Annotated in this window: 15 protein-coding genes; 8 read left to right on the top strand and 7 right to left on the bottom strand. The window is 74.6% G+C overall.

The window, feature by feature from the left end:
- Window positions 1–374: 374 nt before the first annotated feature.
- Complete coding sequence (locus tag ACFVFS_RS22010) at window positions 375–3,437, bottom strand: amino acid adenylation domain-containing protein (RefSeq protein WP_380626296.1); 3,063 nt, start codon at window positions 3,435–3,437, stop codon at window positions 375–377.
- 72 nt (window positions 3,438–3,509) lie between these two features.
- Window positions 3,510–3,821, bottom strand: coding sequence for a hypothetical protein (locus ACFVFS_RS22005; protein ID WP_376083501.1), 312 nt, complete (start codon window positions 3,819–3,821; stop codon window positions 3,510–3,512).
- Window positions 3,822–4,193: 372 nt separating this feature from the next.
- Here ACFVFS_RS22005 and ACFVFS_RS22000 point away from each other — a divergent pair, with 372 nt between their 5' ends.
- The 7 genes from ACFVFS_RS22000 (at window position 4,194) to ACFVFS_RS21970 (ending at window position 13,081) form a co-directional block, all read left to right on the top strand.
- The gene (locus ACFVFS_RS22000) at window positions 4,194–5,426 is read left to right on the top strand and encodes a GNAT family N-acetyltransferase (RefSeq protein WP_380626295.1); all 1,233 of its coding nucleotides are present in this window, start codon (window positions 4,194–4,196) and stop codon (window positions 5,424–5,426) included.
- A 173-nt stretch (window positions 5,427–5,599) separates the two neighbouring features.
- Window positions 5,600–6,835, top strand: a complete 1,236-nt coding sequence (locus ACFVFS_RS21995) for a DegT/DnrJ/EryC1/StrS family aminotransferase (RefSeq protein ID WP_380626294.1) — start codon at window positions 5,600–5,602, stop codon at window positions 6,833–6,835.
- Window positions 6,832–8,235, top strand: a complete 1,404-nt coding sequence (locus tag ACFVFS_RS21990; RefSeq protein ID WP_380626293.1) for an NAD(P)/FAD-dependent oxidoreductase — start codon at window positions 6,832–6,834, stop codon at window positions 8,233–8,235. Before ACFVFS_RS21995 ends, ACFVFS_RS21990 begins: the two co-directional genes overlap by 4 nt.
- Window positions 8,232–9,662 carry an aspartate aminotransferase family protein gene (locus ACFVFS_RS21985; RefSeq protein WP_380626292.1) on the top strand — a complete coding sequence of 477 codons (1,431 nt, stop codon included), beginning with the start codon at window positions 8,232–8,234 and terminating at the stop codon, window positions 9,660–9,662. Before ACFVFS_RS21990 ends, ACFVFS_RS21985 begins: the two co-directional genes overlap by 4 nt.
- Complete coding sequence (locus ACFVFS_RS21980) at window positions 9,659–10,057, top strand: hypothetical protein (protein WP_380626291.1); 399 nt, start codon at window positions 9,659–9,661, stop codon at window positions 10,055–10,057. The genes ACFVFS_RS21985 and ACFVFS_RS21980 overlap by 4 nt, the downstream gene beginning before the upstream one ends.
- A complete protein-coding gene (locus tag ACFVFS_RS21975) occupies window positions 10,054–11,517 on the top strand; it encodes an FAD-dependent oxidoreductase (protein ID WP_380626290.1) in 1,464 nt (487 codons plus the stop codon). Before ACFVFS_RS21980 ends, ACFVFS_RS21975 begins: the two co-directional genes overlap by 4 nt.
- 34 nt (window positions 11,518–11,551) lie before the next feature.
- Window positions 11,552–13,081, top strand: a complete 1,530-nt coding sequence (locus ACFVFS_RS21970; RefSeq protein WP_380626289.1) for a GMC oxidoreductase — start codon at window positions 11,552–11,554, stop codon at window positions 13,079–13,081.
- Between the two features lie 21 nt (window positions 13,082–13,102).
- Here ACFVFS_RS21970 and ACFVFS_RS21965 read toward each other — a convergent pair whose 3' ends face one another.
- From ACFVFS_RS21965 to ACFVFS_RS21950, 4 genes are all read right to left on the bottom strand, one after another.
- Window positions 13,103–14,065: an ROK family protein gene (locus ACFVFS_RS21965; protein WP_380626288.1), complete on the bottom strand. Its 963-nt coding sequence runs from the start codon at window positions 14,063–14,065 to the stop codon at window positions 13,103–13,105.
- Window positions 14,062–14,583 (bottom strand): pyridoxamine 5'-phosphate oxidase family protein, encoded by a 522-nt coding sequence (locus ACFVFS_RS21960; protein WP_380626287.1) that lies wholly within the window; start codon window positions 14,581–14,583, stop codon window positions 14,062–14,064. Before ACFVFS_RS21960 ends, ACFVFS_RS21965 begins: the two co-directional genes overlap by 4 nt.
- 123 nt (window positions 14,584–14,706) lie before the next feature.
- Complete coding sequence (locus tag ACFVFS_RS21955; RefSeq protein ID WP_380626286.1) at window positions 14,707–16,002, bottom strand: hypothetical protein; 1,296 nt, start codon at window positions 16,000–16,002, stop codon at window positions 14,707–14,709.
- A gap of 10 nt (window positions 16,003–16,012) precedes the next feature.
- Window positions 16,013–17,317, bottom strand: coding sequence for a hypothetical protein (locus ACFVFS_RS21950; protein WP_380626285.1), 1,305 nt, complete (start codon window positions 17,315–17,317; stop codon window positions 16,013–16,015).
- A gap of 272 nt (window positions 17,318–17,589) precedes the next feature.
- Here ACFVFS_RS21950 and ACFVFS_RS21945 point away from each other — a divergent pair, with 272 nt between their 5' ends.
- The gene (locus tag ACFVFS_RS21945; protein ID WP_380626284.1) at window positions 17,590–19,227 is read left to right on the top strand and encodes a carbohydrate binding domain-containing protein; all 1,638 of its coding nucleotides are present in this window, start codon (window positions 17,590–17,592) and stop codon (window positions 19,225–19,227) included.
- A 75-nt stretch (window positions 19,228–19,302) separates the two neighbouring features.
- On the opposite strand, the gene ACFVFS_RS21940 is transcribed toward ACFVFS_RS21945, so the two are convergent.
- A complete protein-coding gene (locus ACFVFS_RS21940; protein ID WP_380626283.1) occupies window positions 19,303–19,875 on the bottom strand; it encodes a peptidase inhibitor family I36 protein in 573 nt (190 codons plus the stop codon).
- Between the last annotated feature and the right edge of the window lie 40 nt (window positions 19,876–19,915).

The raw sequence follows: 19,915 nt of genomic DNA, 5'->3' as shown, positions 1-19,915 counted from the left end.
GCGCGGCGCGCGGTGGTGTCTTCCGTGCCGGGCGGGGCGGGTGGTCCGTCGTGGCCCGTGCAGGCGTGGGCTGCGCCGTGCGGAGGCCGGTCGGGGTGAGCGGCAGTGGGTGGTGGGTGGTGGGTGGTGGGTGGCGGCGGCGCGGTTCTGCCAGGCTTCGGCCGGGCCGTAGCCGATCACCGGCCGGGCACGGCCGCTCTCCGCCGGGAGTGTGCCGCCGTTGACGGTGCCGACACCGCCGAAGAGGGGACCGGCACACCGGGGGCGTGGCCGCGGCCCCGGCATGCCCGTGGCCCCGGCCCGGGTCGCCTCCGGCGGGGCCCGGGTGCCCCCGTCGCCCCGTCGGACCGGTTCGTCTCCCGTCCCGTCCCGGGTCAGCCCCGGTGAGTGGCGTGGTGGACGACGTACCGGTGCAGGCCGTCGCGGTTGGACGGGAGGCTCCGGGCGTCGGCGAGGGCGGCGAGCCCGGCGGCCCGGGCGGTGCTGAAGCGGGCGGCGGCGTCCTCGAAGGCCATCGGGGCGCGGTCGGGTCGGGTCGTCGGCACCGGGAGCAGGGCGAGCGCCCCGGCGAGGCCCCGGTCGTCGGGCTCGGCGGCCGCGGCCTGCTGGACGGCCTGCCAGAAGTCCCGGTACTCGACCTTGCGCAGGCCGAAGACGGACCCGAAGGCGCCGAGCAGGTCGTCGAGCGGCAGCGGGCCGGGGCGCAGCAGGTGGAAGTAGCCGGGGCGGCGGTGGTTCACGGCGGCGACCAGCAGCCGTCCGACGTGGTCGACGGGGGTGTAGTCGGTGCTGAGGTCGCTGGTGAAGTAGGCGCCGACCCGCAGGCAGGCCCGGATGAGCAGCTCGACCCGGGAGCCGGGGTTGGGGATGCCGGTGCCGGTGGCGGGCATGACCTCGCCGAGCCGGTGCACGGCGACCGGCATCCCGCGGTCGGCGGCGAGCTGGACGAGGTGCTCGCCGACCCATTTGGACTGCCCGTAGCCGCCGTCGGGGGTGCGGCCGGCCGGGACCGGGAGCTCCGGGACGGGGAGCTCGCCCGAGGGCTCGGCCGGGCAGGCGGCGAGGGTGGAGACGAAGTGCACCATCGCGGGCCGCCCGGCGGCGGCGAGCCGGAGCAGTTCGACGGTGCCGGACACATTGGCACGGCGGTGCGCACCGTAGCCGCGTACCAGGTTCACCATGGCCCCGGCGTGCACCACGGTGTCGGCCTGCTCGGCCAGCCGGTGGTGGTCGGCGGGGGCGAGTCCGAGCCGGGGGCTGCCCAGGTCGCCGGGGACGGCGTGGATCCGGTGGGCGGTCCGGTCGGACCACAGCCGGTACCGGTGCAGGGCGTCCGCCACGCGCCGCCGGGCCTCGTCCGGGGTGTCGGCCCGGACCAGGCAGTGGACGGCGGCGTCGGTCCGCTCCAACAGGTCGTGCAGCAGCTGGGCGCCGATGAAGCCGGTCGCGCCGGTGAGCAGCAGGTGCCGCGGCGGTCCGGACGGCGGGGTTCCGGCGGGCCGGATGTCGGCGGGCAGGGTGAGGTCGCCGGCGGACGCCGCGGCCTCCGCCGGAGCGGGGGGCCGGATGCGGCCGCCGTCGAGCGCGGCGGCCTGGAGCGCGATGGTCGGCGCGTGGACGATGTCCCGGATCGAGAGCGGGGTGTCGAAACGGGCCGACACCGCGAGGGCGAGCCGCTGGGCGCGGAGCGAGTCGCCGCCGCTGTCGAAGAAGTCGGCGTCGGGGCTGGTGACGGGTTCCGGCAGCAGGGCGTTCCACAGCTCGCCGAGGGCGCGCTCGGTGCTGCTCCCGGTGGTGGTCCAGCCGCTCGCCTCGCTCGGCGCGGGCGCCTTCAGGAGCTCGGCCAGCGCCCTGCGGTCGGTCTTCCCGTTGCCGTTCACCGGCACCGCGTCGAGTTTGATGAACCGCTTCGGGACCAGCTCGGCCGGCAGCAGCGCGCGGACGTGCGACCTGAGCCGGTCCTTCGTCAGCCCGTCCCGCAGGGTGACGAAGGCGGCCAGGTGCTGCCCGCCGCCGTGCTCGCTGACCAGCACCTTGGCCTCGCGCACCGAGGGGTGCGAGGTGATCGCGTGCTCGATCTCGGAGAGCTCCACCCGCACGCCGCCGATCTTCACCTGCTGGTCGCGCCGGCCGTCGAAGAAGAGCAGCCCGTCCGGGCCGCGGTGGCCGAGGTCGCCGGTGCGGTACATCCGCTTCCCGGGCAGCTCGGGGAAGGGGTTCTCGACGAAGGCCAGGGCGGTGCGGTCGGGGTCGCCGAGGTAGCCGGTGCCCAGGCAGGCGCCGCCGATGCAGATCTCGCCGATCTCCCCGGCGGGGGCCGGTTCGCCGTGCTCGTCGAGCACGACCGCCCAGGTGTTGTCGATCGGCCGGCCGATCGGCAGGGGGACGGGGTCCTGCGGGGTGACCTCGTGGAAGACGGAGCCGATCGAGGCCTCGGTGGGGCCGTAGGTGTTGGTCACCCGCAGCTGCGGGAGGAGTCGGCGCAGGGCGCGCACGCTGTCCGGGGCGATCTCCTCGCCGCCGACCAGCAGCATCCGCAGGCTCGCCAGGCCCTCCACCAACTCGGGCCGGGAGTCGAGCAGTTCGACGAGCGCGGTGAGGATGGTGGGCACGAAGTCGGTCATCGTGACGCGGTGGCGCCCGATGACCTCGACGGTGGCGGTGAGGTCGAGGATGTCGTGTGCGCGGGGGATGACGACCCGGCCGCCGCAGGTGAGCGGCCAGAGTAGCTGCCACAGCGAGGAGTCGAAGGTGTGCCGGCTGTTCTGCAGCACCACGTGGCGAGGGGACGCGCCGAACCGGCGGCCCATGGCGAGCAGCCGGTTCGCCAGGCCGCTGTGCAGGTTGAGGGCGCACTTGGGGGTTCCGGTGGAGCCCGAGGTGTAGAAGCCGTAGGCGAGTTCCTCCGGCCGGGGCGGCGCGGACGCGGGGCCGGCGGCCGTCTCCGCGTCCGCCGCGTCCGCCGCGCCCGCCGCGTCCGCCGGGGGGTCGTCCTCGTCGGACACCGGGTCGACGGCGAGGGCCGGGGCGGACCAGCCGTCCGGTGCGGCGCCGGGGGAGAGCAGGACCGCGGCGGGGCCGCACGCGTCGACCATGGCGCGCAGACGCGGACCGGGCCACTGCTCGTCCAGCGGGACGAAGACCGCGGCGGAGCGCAGCACGGCCAGCATGGCGACCAGCAGTTCGGGCCCGCCGGACATCACCAGCGGGACGAAGTCGCCCCGGCGGACCCCGGCGCGGGCCAGCCGGGCGGCCAGGGCGTCGGCCCGGCGCAGGAGCGCGCGGTACGTCAGGGTGCCGCCGGGGTGCTCGACCGCGACGGCTCCGGGGGCGCGGGCGGCCGCGGCCTCGACGAGGCTCCAGGCGGTGACGTCCGGCTGGAGGGGGACGGTGTCGCCGCAGAACTGGCCCAGCTGCCGCTCGGTCGGGGCTCGCATGGATCTCCCTTGGTTGCTGAACGAGGACGGGGACAGGAGCGGATCAGGAGTTCAGTGGGACTGCGCCGGGTCTCAGACCTCGGTCGCCACCCAGCTGATGTACCAGCCGTGGCTCACGGCGTACTCGACCGGCAGCGGACGGCCGTCCTGCCAGCGGACGTAGATCCGGAAGCCCTTCGAGGTCGGGGTGTAGATGGTGTTCCCGCCGGTGGTCGTCCACATCGAGTCGCGGCCGCAGAGGTTGGCGGTGTAGACCGGCGTCTCGCTGAAGTTGCCCGCGGAGGTGTCGACGTCGATGTAGATGCCGGTGCCGTTGTCCTCCTCGACGTGCTGCTGCCAGGCGTCGATGGACGTGTTGCCGGCGATGAACCTGGGGTTGGACATACCTGTCTCCTCGCTGTGGTCAGAGAAACGGGCAGGGGGGCGGATCAGAATGGATCGCTGGCGCACCAGGGATCATCCACCGCTGCCGAGTCTGAGTGAATCTTCCATTGATCACAAGGGCACTGAATGCGAATCATCGAATTCCGGTTGAGAATACTGATCGCCTTCTCGGCCGATGAACACGCGGGGTTCCGCGCGCTTCTTGACGTCGCATGGTTCGATCGTGCTATACCTGTGGCTTCTGACGCGGTCCGGTCAACGGACGCTCGTGTGCGCTGGTCCACCTGTCTCTGGAAACGCGCCGTCTCATATTTCGGACCGTCATGATCGGAATTCCGGAAATTCTTAGAACGCGAGGAGAGCGTGATCAGCATGCCCGAATTCTCTGCCGTTCCCGAGCTGTCCGCCGCAGATTCCTGGGAGGATATTTCTCCGGTCGCGGAGCTGGCGTACGGGGGGTACGGGCACACCGCGGAGTACCACGCCTCGGCGGCCTCGATCTTCGAACCCAAGCGTTCGCTGGTCGCCCGGATCGGCGGCCGCGCCTGTGGGACCTGCGCCGTCTACTCGTTGGAGATGACCCTGCCGGGCGGGCCCGCGGCGGTCGCCGGACTCGGCTATGTGACCGTGGCGCCCGATCACCGGCGGCGCGGCGTGATGAGCGCCATGGTGCTCCGCGTCCTGCACACCCTGCACGAGGCGGGGGCCGAGCCGGTGGCGGCCCTGAACACCACCGAGGCCGGGATCTACGGCCGCTTCGGGTTCGGCCTCGCCAGCCAGGCGGCCAAGGTGCGGATCCACCGGCACGCCCGTGACCTGCGCGAAACGGCCGGCGGCGAGCGGACGGTCCGGATCGGCGCGCCGGAGGAGCACGCCGCCGCGCTCGCCGCCGTCTACGCGCAGTGCGTCGGCGAGCGCCCGGGGATGCTGCGCCGCGACGCGGTCTGGGCCGCCCGCGCCGTCCTGGACCTGCCCGACCACCGCGGCGGGTCCGGACGGCTGCTGTGCATGGTGGTCGAGGAGGAGGGCGAGCCGTCCGGCTACGCCCTCTACCGGCTGACCGCGGCCTGGGAGGACTCGGTGCCGCGCTACGAGGTGTCGGTGCGCGAGCTGTTCGCCCGTGACCCCGCCTCCGGCACGGCGCTGTGGCGCGCCCTGCTCGACGTCGACCTCGCCGGCAGCGTGGTCGCCGACCGGCCGGTGGACGACCCGGTGCTCGCCCTGCTCGCCGACCCGCGCAGCGCCGCGCCCGTCCTGCGCGACCAGCTGCACGTGCGTATCGTGGACGTGGACCGGGCGTTGGAGCAGCGGGGCTACGCGGCCGAGACCGACCTCGTCCTCGACGTCACCGATCCGCTCTGTCCCTGGAACGAGCGCCGGTTCCGGCTGCGCACCGGACCCGAGGGCGGCGAGTGCCGGCCCACGGCGGCGGCGGCGGACCTGGAGCTGACGTCCCGGGACCTGGGCGCCCTGTACCTGGGCGGCACCTCGCTGGTGCAGCTCGCCCGCGCGGGCCTGGTGCGCGAACTGCGCCCGGGCGCCGTCCGGGCCGCCGCGACGGCGTTCCGCCACGACCCGGCGCCGTTCTGTCCCATCGTCTTCTGACCCGGGGCCGCCGCACACCGAACCGCCGCCCGACGGCCGCCGCACCCGACCGCCGCGCCCCGGCCCGGTGGCCGCCCGTCGCGCCCCGACCGCCGCCCGACGGCGTTCCCCGGCGCGCCGACGTTCCCCCGACATCCGACCGACCACCGACCGACGCCCGACCTAGGAGCATCATGCCTGGTCCCGGATACGCGCACTTCGGCGCCGAGGAGCGCCGCAACCTCCTCGAAGTCGTCGACTCCTGGCTCGCCACCTCCGACGCGCACTCCCGCCCACCCGGCGTGGACGCCCAGGTCCGCGGCCTGGAGCGGGAGCTGACCGCGCGCTTCGCGAGCCCGCACTGCCTGGCCGTCAACAGCGGCACCTCCGCCCTGCTGGCCGCGCTCGCCGCGCTCGGCATCGGACCGGGCGACGAGGTCATCGTGCCCGGCTACCTCTACACCGCCTCGGTCTCGGCCGTCGTCTTCGCGGGCGCCACCCCGGTGTTCGCCGAGATCGACGAATCGCTGACCCTCGACCCGGCCGACGTCCTGGCCCGGATCACCCCGCGCACCAAGGCCCTGATGCCCATCCACATGCTCGGCGCGCCCTGCGACCTGGCGGCCCTCGGGCAGATCGCCGACGACCACGGGCTGTTCCTGCTGGAGGACGCCGCCCAGGCCTGCGGGGCCACCTACCAGGGCCGCCCGGTCGGCACCTTCGGACAGGCCGGCGCCTTCTCCACCAACATCTTCAAGGTGATCACCGGCGGCGACGGCGGCTTCCTGCTCACCCCGGACGAGCGGGTCTTCCAGCGGGCCTACTCCTTCCACCACCACGGCTGGTTCCCGTACGGGCAGGAGACCGGGGACGGCGACCTGCTCTTCGGTCTCAACCTGCGGATGAACGAGTTCACCGCGGCCGTCGCCCGCGCCCAACTCGCCAGGCTGGACGCCATCCTGGACCGCAACCGCAGCCTGGCCCGGGCACTGTCCGCCGCGATCCCGGCCCGCGACGGCCTGCGCCCGCGCCTGCTGCACGACGCCGACGGCGACTGCGCGACCCTGCTGGTGTACCTCTTCGACGACGCGGCGAGCGCCGACGCCGTGGCCAAGGAGCTGGGGACCCGCACGCTGCTCCACTCGCCCAAGCACTACTACGGCGGCCTGCCCGAACTCGCCGCCCTGATGGCCGGCGACGGCCGCCCGAGCCCCTTCCGCCGCCCGCCCGACCGGGCGCGGCACGGCTACCGGGCCGGCGCGCTGCCGCAGACCGACGCCGTCCTGGCCCGCTCGCTCGCGCTGACCGTCGGCCTCACCGACACCTACCTCGGCGCCGACTTCGGCGTGACCCCGCGCAGCACCCCGGAAGACGTCGAGGCCGTCGCCGACCGGTTCCGCACCGCCGTGAACGGAGTGCTGGGCCGATGACCGCCGCCGACCTGGCACCCGGCGCCGACGACGCCGACGTGATCGTGGTCGGCGCCGGATTCACCGGCCTCGCCGCCGCCCACGAACTCGCCCTGGCGGGCCTGCGCTGCCGGGTCGTCGAATCGGCCGACCGGATCGGCGGCCTCGCCGCGACCTTCCCGGTCGGCGACCGGCAGCTGGAGCGGTTCTACCACCACTGGTTCGACTCCGACCACGAGATCTTCCGGCTCTGCGCCGAACTCGGCTGCGCCGACCTCGTCGAACGCCACCCCACCACCACCGGCGTCTACCACGCCAACTCCGTGTACCGCCTCTCCAGCCCGCTCGACGTGCTGCGCTTCGCCCCGCTCCCCCCGGCCGACCGGGTACGGCTCGGCCTGTCCGCCCTGCGGGCCGGCCGGGTGCGGCACTGGCGGGAACTGGAGTCGCTCACCGCCGAGCAGTGGCTGGTCCAGCTGGGCGGGCGCCGGGCCTACGACGTGGTCTGGCGCCCGCTGCTGGAGGGCAAGTTCGGCTCCTACGCCTCCGAGGTCGGCGCGACCTGGATGTGGACCAAGCTGCACCTGCGCGGCGGCAGCCGGTCCCGCTCGGGGCGCGAGGTGCTGCACTACCTGCGGGGCGGCGCCGGGGTCCTGCTGGACGCCTGGTCCGACCGGCTCCGGCGGCTCGGCGTGGAACTGCACACCGGCAGCCCGGTCCGCTCGGTGCTCGTCGGCGACCGGGGCGTCACCGGCGTCCGCACGGACCGGGGCACCCTGCGCGCCCCCCGGGTCCTGGTGACCACCGCACCCGGCCTGCTGGCCGGCATGCTCGACGCGGCCGCCGGAGCCCACCCCGCCGTCCCGGGCCTGGTGCGCCGGCTGCGGGCCGTCCCCTACCTGGCCAACCTTTGCCTGGTCCTGGAGAACCACCGGGCGCTGTCCGACACCTACTGGCTGAACGTCACCGACCCCGGGTTCCCCTACGTCGGCGTCATCGAGCACACCAACATGGACGCGCCGGACCGCTACGGCGGCCGGCACCTCGTCTACCTGTCCAAGTACCTCCCGGTCGACGCCGAGCTGTACCGGATGAGCGACGAGGAGGTCTACCGCCACAGCCTGCCCCACCTGCGCCGGATGTTCCCGCGGTTCCGCGAGGACTGGGTGCGGCGCTACCACGTCTGGCGGGCGGAACACGCCCAGCCGGTGATCACCACCGGCTACTCCCGGAGCGTCCCCGGGGTCGAGTGCGCCGTCCCCGGCCTCTACATGTCGAGCATGGCGCAGGTCTTCCCGGAGGACCGCGGCACCAACTACGCCGTGCGGCACGGCCGCAGCGCCGGACAGCTCATCGCGGACCGGATCCGCACCCGCGAACGCGCGGGACTCCGCACGGTACCGACCGAGGAGGCGGTATGAACGACCTGCTGGACATCGCGGCCGCCGAGAACCTGACCGACGACCAGGTGCACGCGCTCTACCGGAGCTTCGTCAGCCGCAGCCAGGTCTCCCTGGTCGGCGCCTTCGGCTTCGGGCACGACCGGGTCGAGAGCGCCGAGGGCTGCTGGATCACCCTGCGCGACGGCCGCCGCATCCTGGACTTCACCGGCGGCATCGGCGTCCTCAACCACGGCCACAACCACCCGAGGATCCTCGCCGCCCGCCGGCGCTTCGCCGAGCAGCACCGGATGGAGGTCCACAAGAACTACCTCTCGCCCTACGTCGCCGCCCTCAGCCACAACCTCGCCCGGCTGCTCCCCGGCGACCTCGCCATCAGCTACTTCCCCAACTCCGGCGCGGAGGCGGTCGAAGGCGCCGTCAAGCTCGCCTACAAGTACCACGGCGGCCGCCGCGGCACCGTGCTGCACACCGACATCTCCTTCCACGGCAAGCTGCTCGGCGCGGGCAGCCTCACCGCCTCGCCCGAACTCCACTTCGACTACCCCCGGATCCCCGGCACCGACTACTTCGGCTACGACGACCTCGAATCCTTCCTCCTCGCGCTGGACCGCCACCAGGGCATCGACGGCGACAGCGACGTCTACGCGGTCGTCCTGGAGCCGCTCAGCGCCTCCAGCCTGCGCGAGTGCTCGGGCGACTTCCTCCGCGAGGTCCGCCGGCTGTGCACCGAGCGGGACATCGTCCTGGTCTTCGACGAGGTCTACACCGGCTGGGGCCGCACCGGCGCCCTGTTCCACTTCATGCACCACCCCGGCCTGGTCCCCGACGTCGTGACGATGTCCAAGTCCTTCGGCGGGGGCAAGGCCTCCATCGCCGGGTACGTGGCCCGCGAACCCGTCTTCCGCCGCGCCTACGACAGCCTCCAGGACGCCACCCTGCACAGCACCACCTACTACGGCTTCGGCGAGGAGACCGCCACCGCGCTGGAGGCGGTCGCCGTCGCCGTCGAGGACGACTACCCGGGGCGAGCCCGCAAGCTCGGCGCCGTCCTGGAGGCGGGCCTGCGGGACATCGCCGAGCGCCACCCCGCCCTGGTCGCCTCGACCGCCGGGTGCGGCGCCCTGCACGGCGTCTTCCTCAAGGCGGGACCGGCCGCGCTGGACCGACTGCTGCCGCTGCTCCCGGCAGCACTCGGACGCGACCCCCGGCTCCGCACCAAACTGATCACCGGAGCGGTGATCTCCGCCCTCTACCGCGACCACGGCGTGCTCACCTTCTTCGGCTCCAACCACGGCCTGCCGCTGATCGTCGCCCCGCCGCTGGTCGCCGAGGAACCCGAGGCGGAAGCCTTCCTGCGGGCGCTCGACGAGGTGCTCGGCCAGGGCGCGGCGCGCCTGCTCGGCCGGATGGCCAAGCAGCTCGCGAGCGGGAGGCTGCGCCCGTGACCGTCGACCTCCTGCTGCGGATCTGGGAACTGCGCCACCCCGCCCTGCGCGGGCCCGCACCCCGGGCCGCGGCCCGCGCCCACGTCCTCGGCAGCCTCGCCGCACTCGCCCCGCACTACCGCGCCGGCCTGGCCCTGGCCCTGCGGCTGGTCCCGCCCGCACTCCTGCTGCTGACGGGCCGCCGCCCGGCCACCGCCCCGCCCGCCGCGCTGCTGCCCGGACTCCGCAGGGTCGAGCGGCTGCCGCTGCTCGGCCGGGCCGTCCGGACCGCGGAGACGCTCGCCCTGTACGGCGGGCTCGACGCCGCCGCGGCCGCCGTCGGCGCCACCGCCGGGGACGACCCGCTGCGCCTCCTCCTCACGGCGCGCGGCGCCGGGCGAGCGGACCCCCGATGAGCCGGACACCGCGCCCGGTCGACTGCGACGCCCTGGTCATCGGCTCCGGCGCGGGCGGCAGCGTCGCCGCCCTCGGCCTGGCCGCGGCCGGCCGCGAGACCGTCGTCCTCGAAGAGGGGCCGCGGGTGACCACGGCCGAGATCGCCGCCTCCTCGCCCGCCCACAACCTCCGCCGCCTCTACCGCCACGCCGGCCTGGCCCCGATCCACGGCCGCCCCGTCATCGCCTTCGGCGAGGGACGCTGCGTCGGCGGCACCACCGTCGTCAACGGCGGCCTGCTCTGGGAACCGCCCGCCGACCTGCTCGACCGCTGGGCCCTCGAAGCCGGCACCGACGGCTACCGCCGCACCGACCTGGACGGCCACCTGCGCGACATCACCCGCCGCCTCGGCGTCGCCCCCCAGCAACCCGGAGACGGCAACCGCGACTCCCGGCTGCTCGCCGACGGCGCCGAACGGCTCGGCTGGCGCTGGGCCGAAGCCCGCCGCGCCGCCCCCGGCTGCTCGCACGCCAACCGCTGCCCGACCGGCTGCCCCTCCGGCGCCAAACAGAGCATGCTGCTCAGCTACCTGCCCGCCGCCGAACGCCACGGCGCCCGCATCCACCCCCGGACCAGGGTGCTCAGACTCGGCCACCACGGCGGCACCGTCACCGCGGTCCACGCCCTGGGGCCCGAGGGCGAGCCGATCACCTACCGGCCGCGCACCGTGGTGCTCGCCGCCGGGCCGATCGGCAGCCCGGCCCTGCTCCAGCGCAGCGGCATCCACCGCCGCCGGGCCGGCCGCCGCACCGCCGTCCACGTCAACCTCAAGGTCACCGCCCGCTTCCCGGAACCCGTCCGGGCCACCCGGGGCACCATCTTCACCGCCCAGCTCCAGCACTTCCAGGACCAGGGCCTGCTGGTGATGCCCGCCAACCTCAGCGCCGGAGCCCTCGGCGCCGCCCTGGTCGGCCACGACCCGGACACCGTCAACGCCCTGCTGGCCGACCTCGACCGGGTCGCCCTGTTCACCGCCCAGGTCCGGGTCGAGGGACCGGTCACCGTCACCGCCCTGCCCGGCGGCCTGACCGTGCTGCGCCACCGCCTCACCGCCGCCGACGGCCGGCGGCTGCGCACCGCGCTCCACCTCACCGCCCGCCTGCTGTTCGCCGCCGGCGCCACCGAGATCCACCCGCCCTTCCCGGGCCCCCCGCTGCGCTCGGAGGCCGAGGCCCGGCAGTGCGCCGAGCACAGCGCCCTCGCCGACTGGCCCCTGGTCTCCGTCCACGCCATGGCCTCCTGCCCGATGGGCGCACCCGAGCGCGGCGGGCTCTGCGACCCCCTCGGACGGCCGTACGGCTTCGACAACCTCCACCTCTGCGACGCCTCGGTGCTCCCGGGCGCGACCGGCATCAGCCCCCAGGGCACCGTGATGGCCTTCGCCCACGAGATCACCGACCGCCTTCTCCAGCCCGCCTGAGCCCACGTGAGCCCACCTGACAGGAGACCACCGGATGACCTTCGACCTGCCACCGCACCGGCTCCCGGGCGTGATCGAGCCGGACGGGCCGGAGGTGGAATGCGACCTCGCGATCATCGGCTCCGGGATGGGCGGAGCCACCCTCGCCCACGCACTGCGCTCCTCCGGCGCGCGGATCCTCGTCGTCGAACGCGGCGACTTCCTGCCGCGCGAACACCAGAACTGGTCCCCCGAAGCGGTCTTCGTCCAGGGCCGCTACCGCAACGGCGACCAGTGGCAGGACGCGCGGGGACAGTCCTTCCGGCCCGGCATCCACTACTACGTCGGCGGCAACACCAAGGTCTACGGCGCCACCCTGCCGCGCTTCCGCGAGACCGACTTCGGCCCGGTCGCCCACGCCGAGGGCGACGCGCCCGGCTGGCCCGTCGACTACGCCGACCTGGAACCCCACTACGGCCTGGCCGAGGACCTCTACCGGGTGCACGGCACCCGCGACGAGGACCCCACCGACCCCTGGCGCTCCACCGACTACCCCCACCCGGCCGTCGAGCACGAGGGCGCCGTCGCCGACCTCGCCCACCGCCTGCGCGCCCAGGGCCTGCGCCCCTTCCACCTGCCGACCGGCATCGACCTGCGCGAGGGCGGCGACTGCGTGCGCTGCGGCACCTGCGACAGCTTCCCCTGCCTGGTCGGCGCCAAGAGCGACGCCGACGTCCGCGCGCTGCGCCCCGCGCTGGCCTCCGGCGCCGTCCGGCTGCTGACCCGCACCCTGGTCGGCCGACTGCGCACCGACGCCACCGGCCGCCGGGTGACGCACGCCGTGGCGACCCGGGACGGCCGGGAGCTGACGATCCGCGCCGAGCGCTTCGTGCTCGCCTGCGGCGCCGTCAACACCGCGGCGGTCCTGCTGCGTTCGGGCCTCGCCAACGGCTCGGGCCGGGTCGGCCGCAACTACATGGTGCACAACAGCACCTTCCTGGTCGCCGCCGACCCCGCCCGCCCCAACCGGGCGGTCTTCCAGAAGACCCTGGGCCTGAACGACTGGTACCTCGGGGAGGGCGGCCGCGCGCCGCTGGGCAACGTCCAGATGCTCGGCAAGCTCCAGGAACCGATGGTGCGCGCCGCCAGCCCGAACGCGCCCGCCGCGCTCCGACGCTTCGTCACCCGCCGTAGCCTCGACCTCTACCTGACCAGCGAGGACCTGCCGACCCCGGACAACCGCGTCGTCCTGGACGCGGCCGGGCGGATCACCGTGCACTGGCGGCCCAACAACCTCGGCGCCCACCACGAGCTGGTCCGGCGCACCACGGCCTCGCTGCGCGCCGCCGGCTACCCGCTGGTGTTCACCCGGCGGATGGGCATCGAGACCAACTCCCACCAGTGCGGCACGGCCGTGATGGGCACCGACCCGGCCACCAGCGTGGTCGACCCGGCCGGGCGCACCCACGAGCACGACAACCTCTGGGTGGCGGACTCCTCGGTCTTCTGCTCCTCGGCGGCGGTCAACCCGGCCCTGACCGTCGCCGCCAACGCCTTCCGGATCTCCAAGGGCGTGCTGGCCTGATCCGCCGGCCCTCCCGGCCCGCTATTCCTCCCGGCCCGCGGCCGCGTTCAGCAGGTCGCGGGCCAGGAGTCCGGCGCCCAGGCAGCCGGCCTCGTACGCCAGCTCGGCCGGCCGGATCTCCGGCACCACCTGGAAGGCCAGCCGGGACGCCAGCCGCTCCCGCAGCGGATCGAACAGCAGCCCGCCCGCGCCCGCCAGCCCGCCGCCCAGCACGATCGCGGACGGGTCGAACAGGGTGACGGCGACGGCCAGCGACTCGGCCAGCACCTCGACCGCCTCGGACCACACCCGCACCGCGTCCGGGTCGCCCTGGCGCGCCAGGGCGGCCACCGCGGCGGCGTCGGCCGGCCCGTCGGCCCCGGCCAGTTCGCGGTAGTGCCGCAGCACCGGCGGTCCGCCCACGATCGTGGACACGCAGCCGCGCTGCCCGCACCCGCACGGCTCGCCGCCCGGTCGCACCACCAGGTGGCCCAGCTCGCCGGCCTGCCAGTGCGCGCCGCCGAACGGCCGTCCGCCGATCATCACGGCGGCGCCGACACCGGTGCCGATCGGGACGAAGAGGAACACCTCGTGCCCGCGCCCGGCCCCGAGCCGGGCCTCGGCGATCCCGCCGGCCCGCACGTCGTGCCCGAGCGCGACCGGCACCCCCGCGCGTTCGGCCACCAGGCGCCGCAGCGGCACGTCGCGCCAGCCGAAGGCGGCCGAGAAGACGGCGACGCCCGCCCGCTCGTCGACGATCCCGCAGCTGGCCACGCCGACCGCCCGGACGGGCGTGCCGCGCGCGGCGGCCGCGGTCTGGGACTCGGCGACGACGTCCAGGAGGCTCTCCACCACGGCCTCGGGCCCCCGCCGGGCGCCGGTGGGCCGGTGGGTGACGGTCAGGGCGGTGCCGTCCGGGCCGAACAGGGCGGCCTTGACGACGGTGCCGCCCAGGTCGACCCCGAGGACGACACCGCCGTCTGCCGGAATGGTGCGAGGAGTCACTCGGCGAGCTGCTTGGTGCTGAACGGGATGACGACGCGGTGGTTGACCTCGTCGCCGTGGACCGGGTGGCCGTCGGGGGAGAGCATCGAGTAGGCGGTGACCTGCGCGCGGTAGATCCGGATCGGGGCGTCCCCGGCGAAGTCCTGCGGCGGGCGGAGGCGCCGGGCCCGCGTCGCCTCGTCCGGGTAGCGCCGCCGGTAGTACAGCTCGCAGCCCTCGGCCAGCGCCTCGCCCTCCAGGACCTCGGCCCGCGCCAGCGCGTAGAGCGCGTCGCCGCCCCCGCCGGCCGGGTTGGAGTCGTAGAAGACGAGCGAGACCACCGGGTTGGCGGCGATGTTCCGCGAGTGGAGGGTGTCCAGCCCCGACTGCCAGTAGAACCGGTCCTCGTCGTCCCAGGCGTGGGCCACGGGGGCCACCCAGGGGACGGCCTGCGGGGACGCGGTGCCGAGGGTCAGGTAGCGGGTGGAGCGCAGAAGCTCGCGGGCGGAGGTGCAGAGTTCGTCGTCCGAGCTGGGCATGAGTGCCTCCGGTTCGGTGTCGGTTGCTCCCACCGGGCGTCCTTCGGCCGGGCGCCGGGACGCCGGTTCTTCGCGCCCCCAACTGTACCGACCTCGGGCGACGGCCAGTAGGGGGCCGCGCCGTCAGAGCGAGGTGCTGAACACGTTCTGGAGGACACCCCCCTGGGCGACGTTGACGACGCCGCCGCGGCTGACCCGGCTGAAGTGCCCGAGCACGCGGTGGTCGAGGACGGCGACGGACAGGTCGCGGGTGAGGGCGCCGACGGTGGCGGGCGCGACGCGTTCCTGCACCAGCCAGCCGCGGTGCCGCGGGGAGCCCACGAGCGCGGCCCACTCCTGCGGGCCGTGCTCGCATCCGAGGTGCACGGTGTTCCCGAAGTACCCGTAGGGGGCCTTGAGCACCAGCCGGTCGCGCTCGGCGACGGCCCGCCCGACGGTGATGCCGTCGCCCAGCTTGCGGCTCCAGGGCACGACGGCCGGCAGAACCGCCCGCAGGTCGGGCGGGAACAGGTGCTCGAAGCGGGGGTCGGACAGCACGGCCAGGCAGAGCTTGTTCTCCGCCACCCACCGCTGGGCGAGGACGTTGGGGACGACCAGCTCGCCGTCGGTCACCGCCGCGCAGAACCGGTCCCAGCCGCGGACGGGGCGCGGGTCGGCCGGGATGTGCTTGAGGTGGCCCAGCCGCGGGCCGCTTCCGGGGGCGTAGCCGGACGGGTCCATCATGGCCGCCGTCCGGCCGCCGCGCCGGGCCTGTTCGGCGATCAGGTGGCGGTCGTGGCTCCGGCCCCTGGTGTGGAAGAGACCGAGGTGCCGGGTCTCCTCCTCGGTCAGGCCCCGGGCCCGGCCGTGCGCCACCAGCCAGTCCGCGAACCAGCCCTCCTCCTCGAAGCGGGCGGCCGGCACCCGCCACCGGTCGAGGAGGGCGCCGACCTCGGGCGTCCGGCGCCAGAACCGGGCCACCGCGCCCGCGCCGAGCAGGCTCCCCGGGCTGCTGGCGTTGAACTCCAGGATCCGTGCGGTGCCCAGCCGGTCGCCGAACAGGTCCAGCCGGCAGAGGTCCACGGTGAGGGACTCCGGGCGCGGGTGGCGCACGATCCAGCGGTGCAGGACCGGCGGCACGTCCAGGAAGGCCTGGAGGAAGGGGTTCCCGGGATAGGCCCGGACGATCCGCTCCAGGCAGTCCACGGCGGCGAGGACGCGCCGGTGCAGCAGCGGCCCGGCCACCGGGTGGAGCACGCTGACGGCCGGCGGTACCGGGAAGGGGGTGGGCGGCGGGGAGGAGACGTACACGCGCTCCTCCAGGACGCGTCGGCGGACCCGGTCGCGGGCCGTCAGCAGCGCGGCGTGCAGCGGGTGCGGGGCCGTGCCAGGGAAGGCGGTCAGATCGCGGTCCGGGTCGATGAGCGGCAGGTCGTCCACGGGCCGGTCCTCAGAGGTAGAGCGGGTGGAGGCGGCCGGTGCGGGCGACGTTGAGCCGCGCCTCGTGGCCGGTGCGGACGAAGGCGGAGACCAGCCGCCCGTTGACGGCGCCCACGGCCAGGTCGTGGTGGACGGGGGAGCCGCCGGGCCCGCCGTGCAGCCGGGGGCTGGGGAGGTACTCCTGGACCAGCCAGCCCTCGGCCGCGGCCCGGTCGACGGCCTCGGACCAGGCGGCGTCGCCGGTCTCCGGGCCGACCACCACGCCGCGGCCGTTGGCGTCCAACGGGCTCTTGAGGACGTAGCGCCGGCGCTCGCGGGTGATCCGGCGGACGGTCGGGCCGTCGCACCGGGCGAGGTTGCGCGACCACGGGACGGCCGGCTGGACGCGCCGGTGGTCCTCCGGGTCGAAGAGGTCGGCGAACCGGGGGTCGGAGAGCACGGCGAGGCAGAGCTTGTTGTCGCCGATCACGCGGGCGCGCAGGCCGTTCTGCACGAACAGGGCGCGTTCGCGCACGGCCCGCAGGTACGGGCCCAGGTCGCCGGCCAGCACTCCCAGGTCCCGCATGCCGATCTTGGCGTAGGCGTGCCGGAGGGGCCGGCCGTCCAGGGCGGCGGCGCCGTCCGGGCCGGTGCGCAGCTCGCGCGGATCGGCGTGCAGGACGCGGACGCCGAGGGCGGTGAGGCCGTCCTGGTAGGACCGGACGGCGTTGCGGTCGGCGCGGTGCGGGTACAGCAGCGCCACGGCGTCCGGCCGCTGGCCGGTCTCCCGCTCGGCGAGGTCGAGCAGCCAGCGGCCGGTCCACGCGGTGTCGTCGGCGGGCAGCGGCCGGGGCAGGGCGATCCCGTGCCGGGTGAGCAGCGGCCGCCAGGCGGCCCGGGCCCGGCCGACCACGGCCAGTCCGCCCGGGCCGTTGGCGTTGGTCTCCAGCACGCCCCACCGGCCGTCGGGCTGGGGCAGCAGGTCGAGCCGCAGCAGGTGCACCCGGGTGTCGCGGGCGGCCGCCGCCTGGGCGCGCAGCGACTCCGGGAGGGTGAGTACCCGGTGCAGCCGGGGGTCGTGCTCCCAGGCGGCGACGACGGCCTCGATCATGCGGTGGTAGGCGGCGACGAAGGCCGCCAACTCCTCGCGCAGCCCCGGCCGCAGGAGCAGCGGGAGGCCCAGCGGCCGGGCCTTGTGGACGGCCGGGTCGCCGACCGTGTGCGCCTCGGCCACCGCCCGTCCCTCGGCCGTCCCGGCCACGTCGGCGACCTGTCGGGTGAACGCCTCGTCGAGTCCCGACCAACTTCCGCCGCCGGCGCCGATGTCATCGGTCATGAGCAGCACCCCGCCCCTCAACTGGTGGAACGCCCGGACGGCGGACCGAGAGTAGTGGTACCGCTACTCGGCCCCAAGTAGGCATTGGTCCAGACCTATTGACTGGCCTTGCCGTCGCTCCTACGATCCGGACCGGCACATCCCCCACATGTCCCCACCCTGAGCCGGGCGTCGCGCCCCCACAGCGACGGTCATGTCCATGACGCCCGGCGGGAAGCGAGCACAGCATGTTCCGTCGGAGGTCGCGTACCCCACAGCCGCAGCGGGCGGCCGTGGAACGCGCGTCGCAGGTCCACCGGACCGGCGGCGCCCAGCCCGGATCGACCCTCCTGCAGCGCTCCCTCGCCGGGGCGAGCGCCGCCGTCCTGATCGGTGCCGGCCTCGCCGTGGCCGGTACGGTCAGCGCCGGGGCCGCCACCCCCAACCTGGTGTCCAACCCCGGCTTCGAGAACGGTCTCTCCGACTGGACCTGTTCCGGCAACTCCGGTGCGGTCGTCAGCAGCCCGGTGCACGCCGGCAGTTCGGCGCTCAAGGCCACGCCGGGCGGCCAGGACACCGCCCAGTGCACCCAGACCATCAGCGTGCAGCCCAACTCCCAGTACTCGCTGAGCGCCTTCGTCCAGGGCAGCTACATCTACCTGGGCGCCACCGGCACCGGCCTGGGCGGCACGACGTCCACCTGGACCGGCGGCAGCGCGTCCTACAGCCAGCTCAGCGTCAACTTCTCGACCGGTGCGAACACCACCTCGGTGACGGTCTTCCTGCACGGCTGGTACGGGCAGCCCGCGTTCTACGCGGACGACGTGACGCTCTCCGGCCCCGGCGGCACCACCACGCCGCCGACCACTCCGCCCACCACCCCGCCGACGACGCCTCCCACGACGCCGCCGACCACCCCGCCGACGACGCCGCCCACCACGCCTCCCACGACGCCGCCGACCACCCCGCCGGGCTCCACCTGCCCGACGAAGCCCAAGCCCGCGGGCAAGGTCCTCCAGGGCTACTGGGAGAACTGGGACGGCGCCGCCAACGGCGTCCACCCCGGCATGGGCTGGACCCCCATCACGGACAGCCGGATGGCCCAGCACGGCTACAACGTCATCAACGCCGCCTTCCCGGTGATCCTCTCGGACGGCACCGTCCTCTGGGAGGACGGCATGGACGCCGGCGTGAAGGTCTCGACCCCCGCCGAGATGTGCCAGGCCAAGGCCGCCGGCGCGACGATCCTGATGTCGATCGGCGGCGCCGCCGCGGGCATCGACCTGAGCTCCAGCACCGTCGCCGACAAGTTCGTGGCGACCGTCGTCCCGATCCTCAAGAAGTACAACTTCGACGGCATCGACATCGACATCGAGACCGGCCTGTCCGGCAGCGGCAGCATCAACACGCTGTCCGCCTCGCAGTCCAACCTGATCCGCATCATCGACGGCGTGCTCGCCCAGATGCCGGCCGGCTTCGGCCTCACCATGGCCCCCGAGACCGCGTACGTCACCGGCGGCAGCGTCACCTACGGCTCGATCTGGGGCTCCTACCTGCCGATCATCAAGAAGTACGTCGACAACGGCCGGCTGTGGTGGCTGAACATGCAGTACTACAACGGCAGCATGTACGGCTGCTCCGGCGACTCCTACCAGGCCGGCACCGTGCAGGGCTTCACCGCCCAGACCACCTGCCTGAACAACGGCCTGACCATCCAGGGCACCACCATCAAGGTGCCCTACGACAAGCAGGTGCCCGGTCTGCCGGCCCAGCCCGGTGCGGGCGGCGGCTACATGGCGCCGAGCCTGGTCAGCCAGTCGTGGAGCGCCTTCAGCGGCCAGCTGAAGGGCCTGATGACCTGGTCGATCAACTGGGACGGGTCGAGGGGCTGGTCCTTCGGCGACAACGTCAGGTCCCTCCAGGGCCGCTGACGGTCCGCTGAGGTCCTCGGTCGCTCCCCGGCCGGGGAGGGGGCACACCGCCCCTTCCCCGGCCGGTTCCCGTTGTCAGCCGATGACCGAGCTCGCCCAGTCGTTGTAGGCCCCGAGGTCGGAGCTGTAGGACTTGCCGCTCAGCCAGATCCTGCCGCCCCAGCCGCCGTTGTCCCGGGCCAGCCCCGCGGCGTCGCTCGACTGGTTGTTGCGCCAGGACGAGGTGACGTCGTTGAAGCCGTACTGGCCGAGGTTCTGCCACTTGTCGTCGCGGAACATCAGTCGGCGCCCGCGGCCCTGGATGTGCTCGTAAAGGCAGACGTAGCCGTCGGAGCACTCCGGGAGGGCGAGCCCGGGGTTCGCGAGCGCGAGCTCGTCGGTGGCGCGGCTGTAGCCCGTGGCCCGGTTCGCCTCCTCGTGCGTCCGGTAGCAGCGCACCGCGTCCACGGACCGGACGACGCAGCTGGCGGCGCCGCCCCAGCCGTCCCGCGCGAGGTTGATCGTCCGGCCGCCGTACGCCGCGACCACGCCGGGGCGGGAGACCGCGGACTGCCCGGTGCCGACGGCCGCCGCCGGGACGAGGCCGGCGCTCAGCACGCCGCCCGCCGTCAGAACGGCGGCCGTGAGGACCGCCTGGAACTTCTTCATGTCTTTCCCCCGTGATGCTCGGCCCGGGGCGGATTCCCCG

The organism is Kitasatospora sp. NPDC057692 (genome assembly GCF_042799475.1).
Lineage (GTDB): Bacteria > Actinomycetota > Actinomycetes > Streptomycetales > Streptomycetaceae > Kitasatospora.
This window is presented reverse-complemented; position numbering and strand designations above follow the sequence as displayed.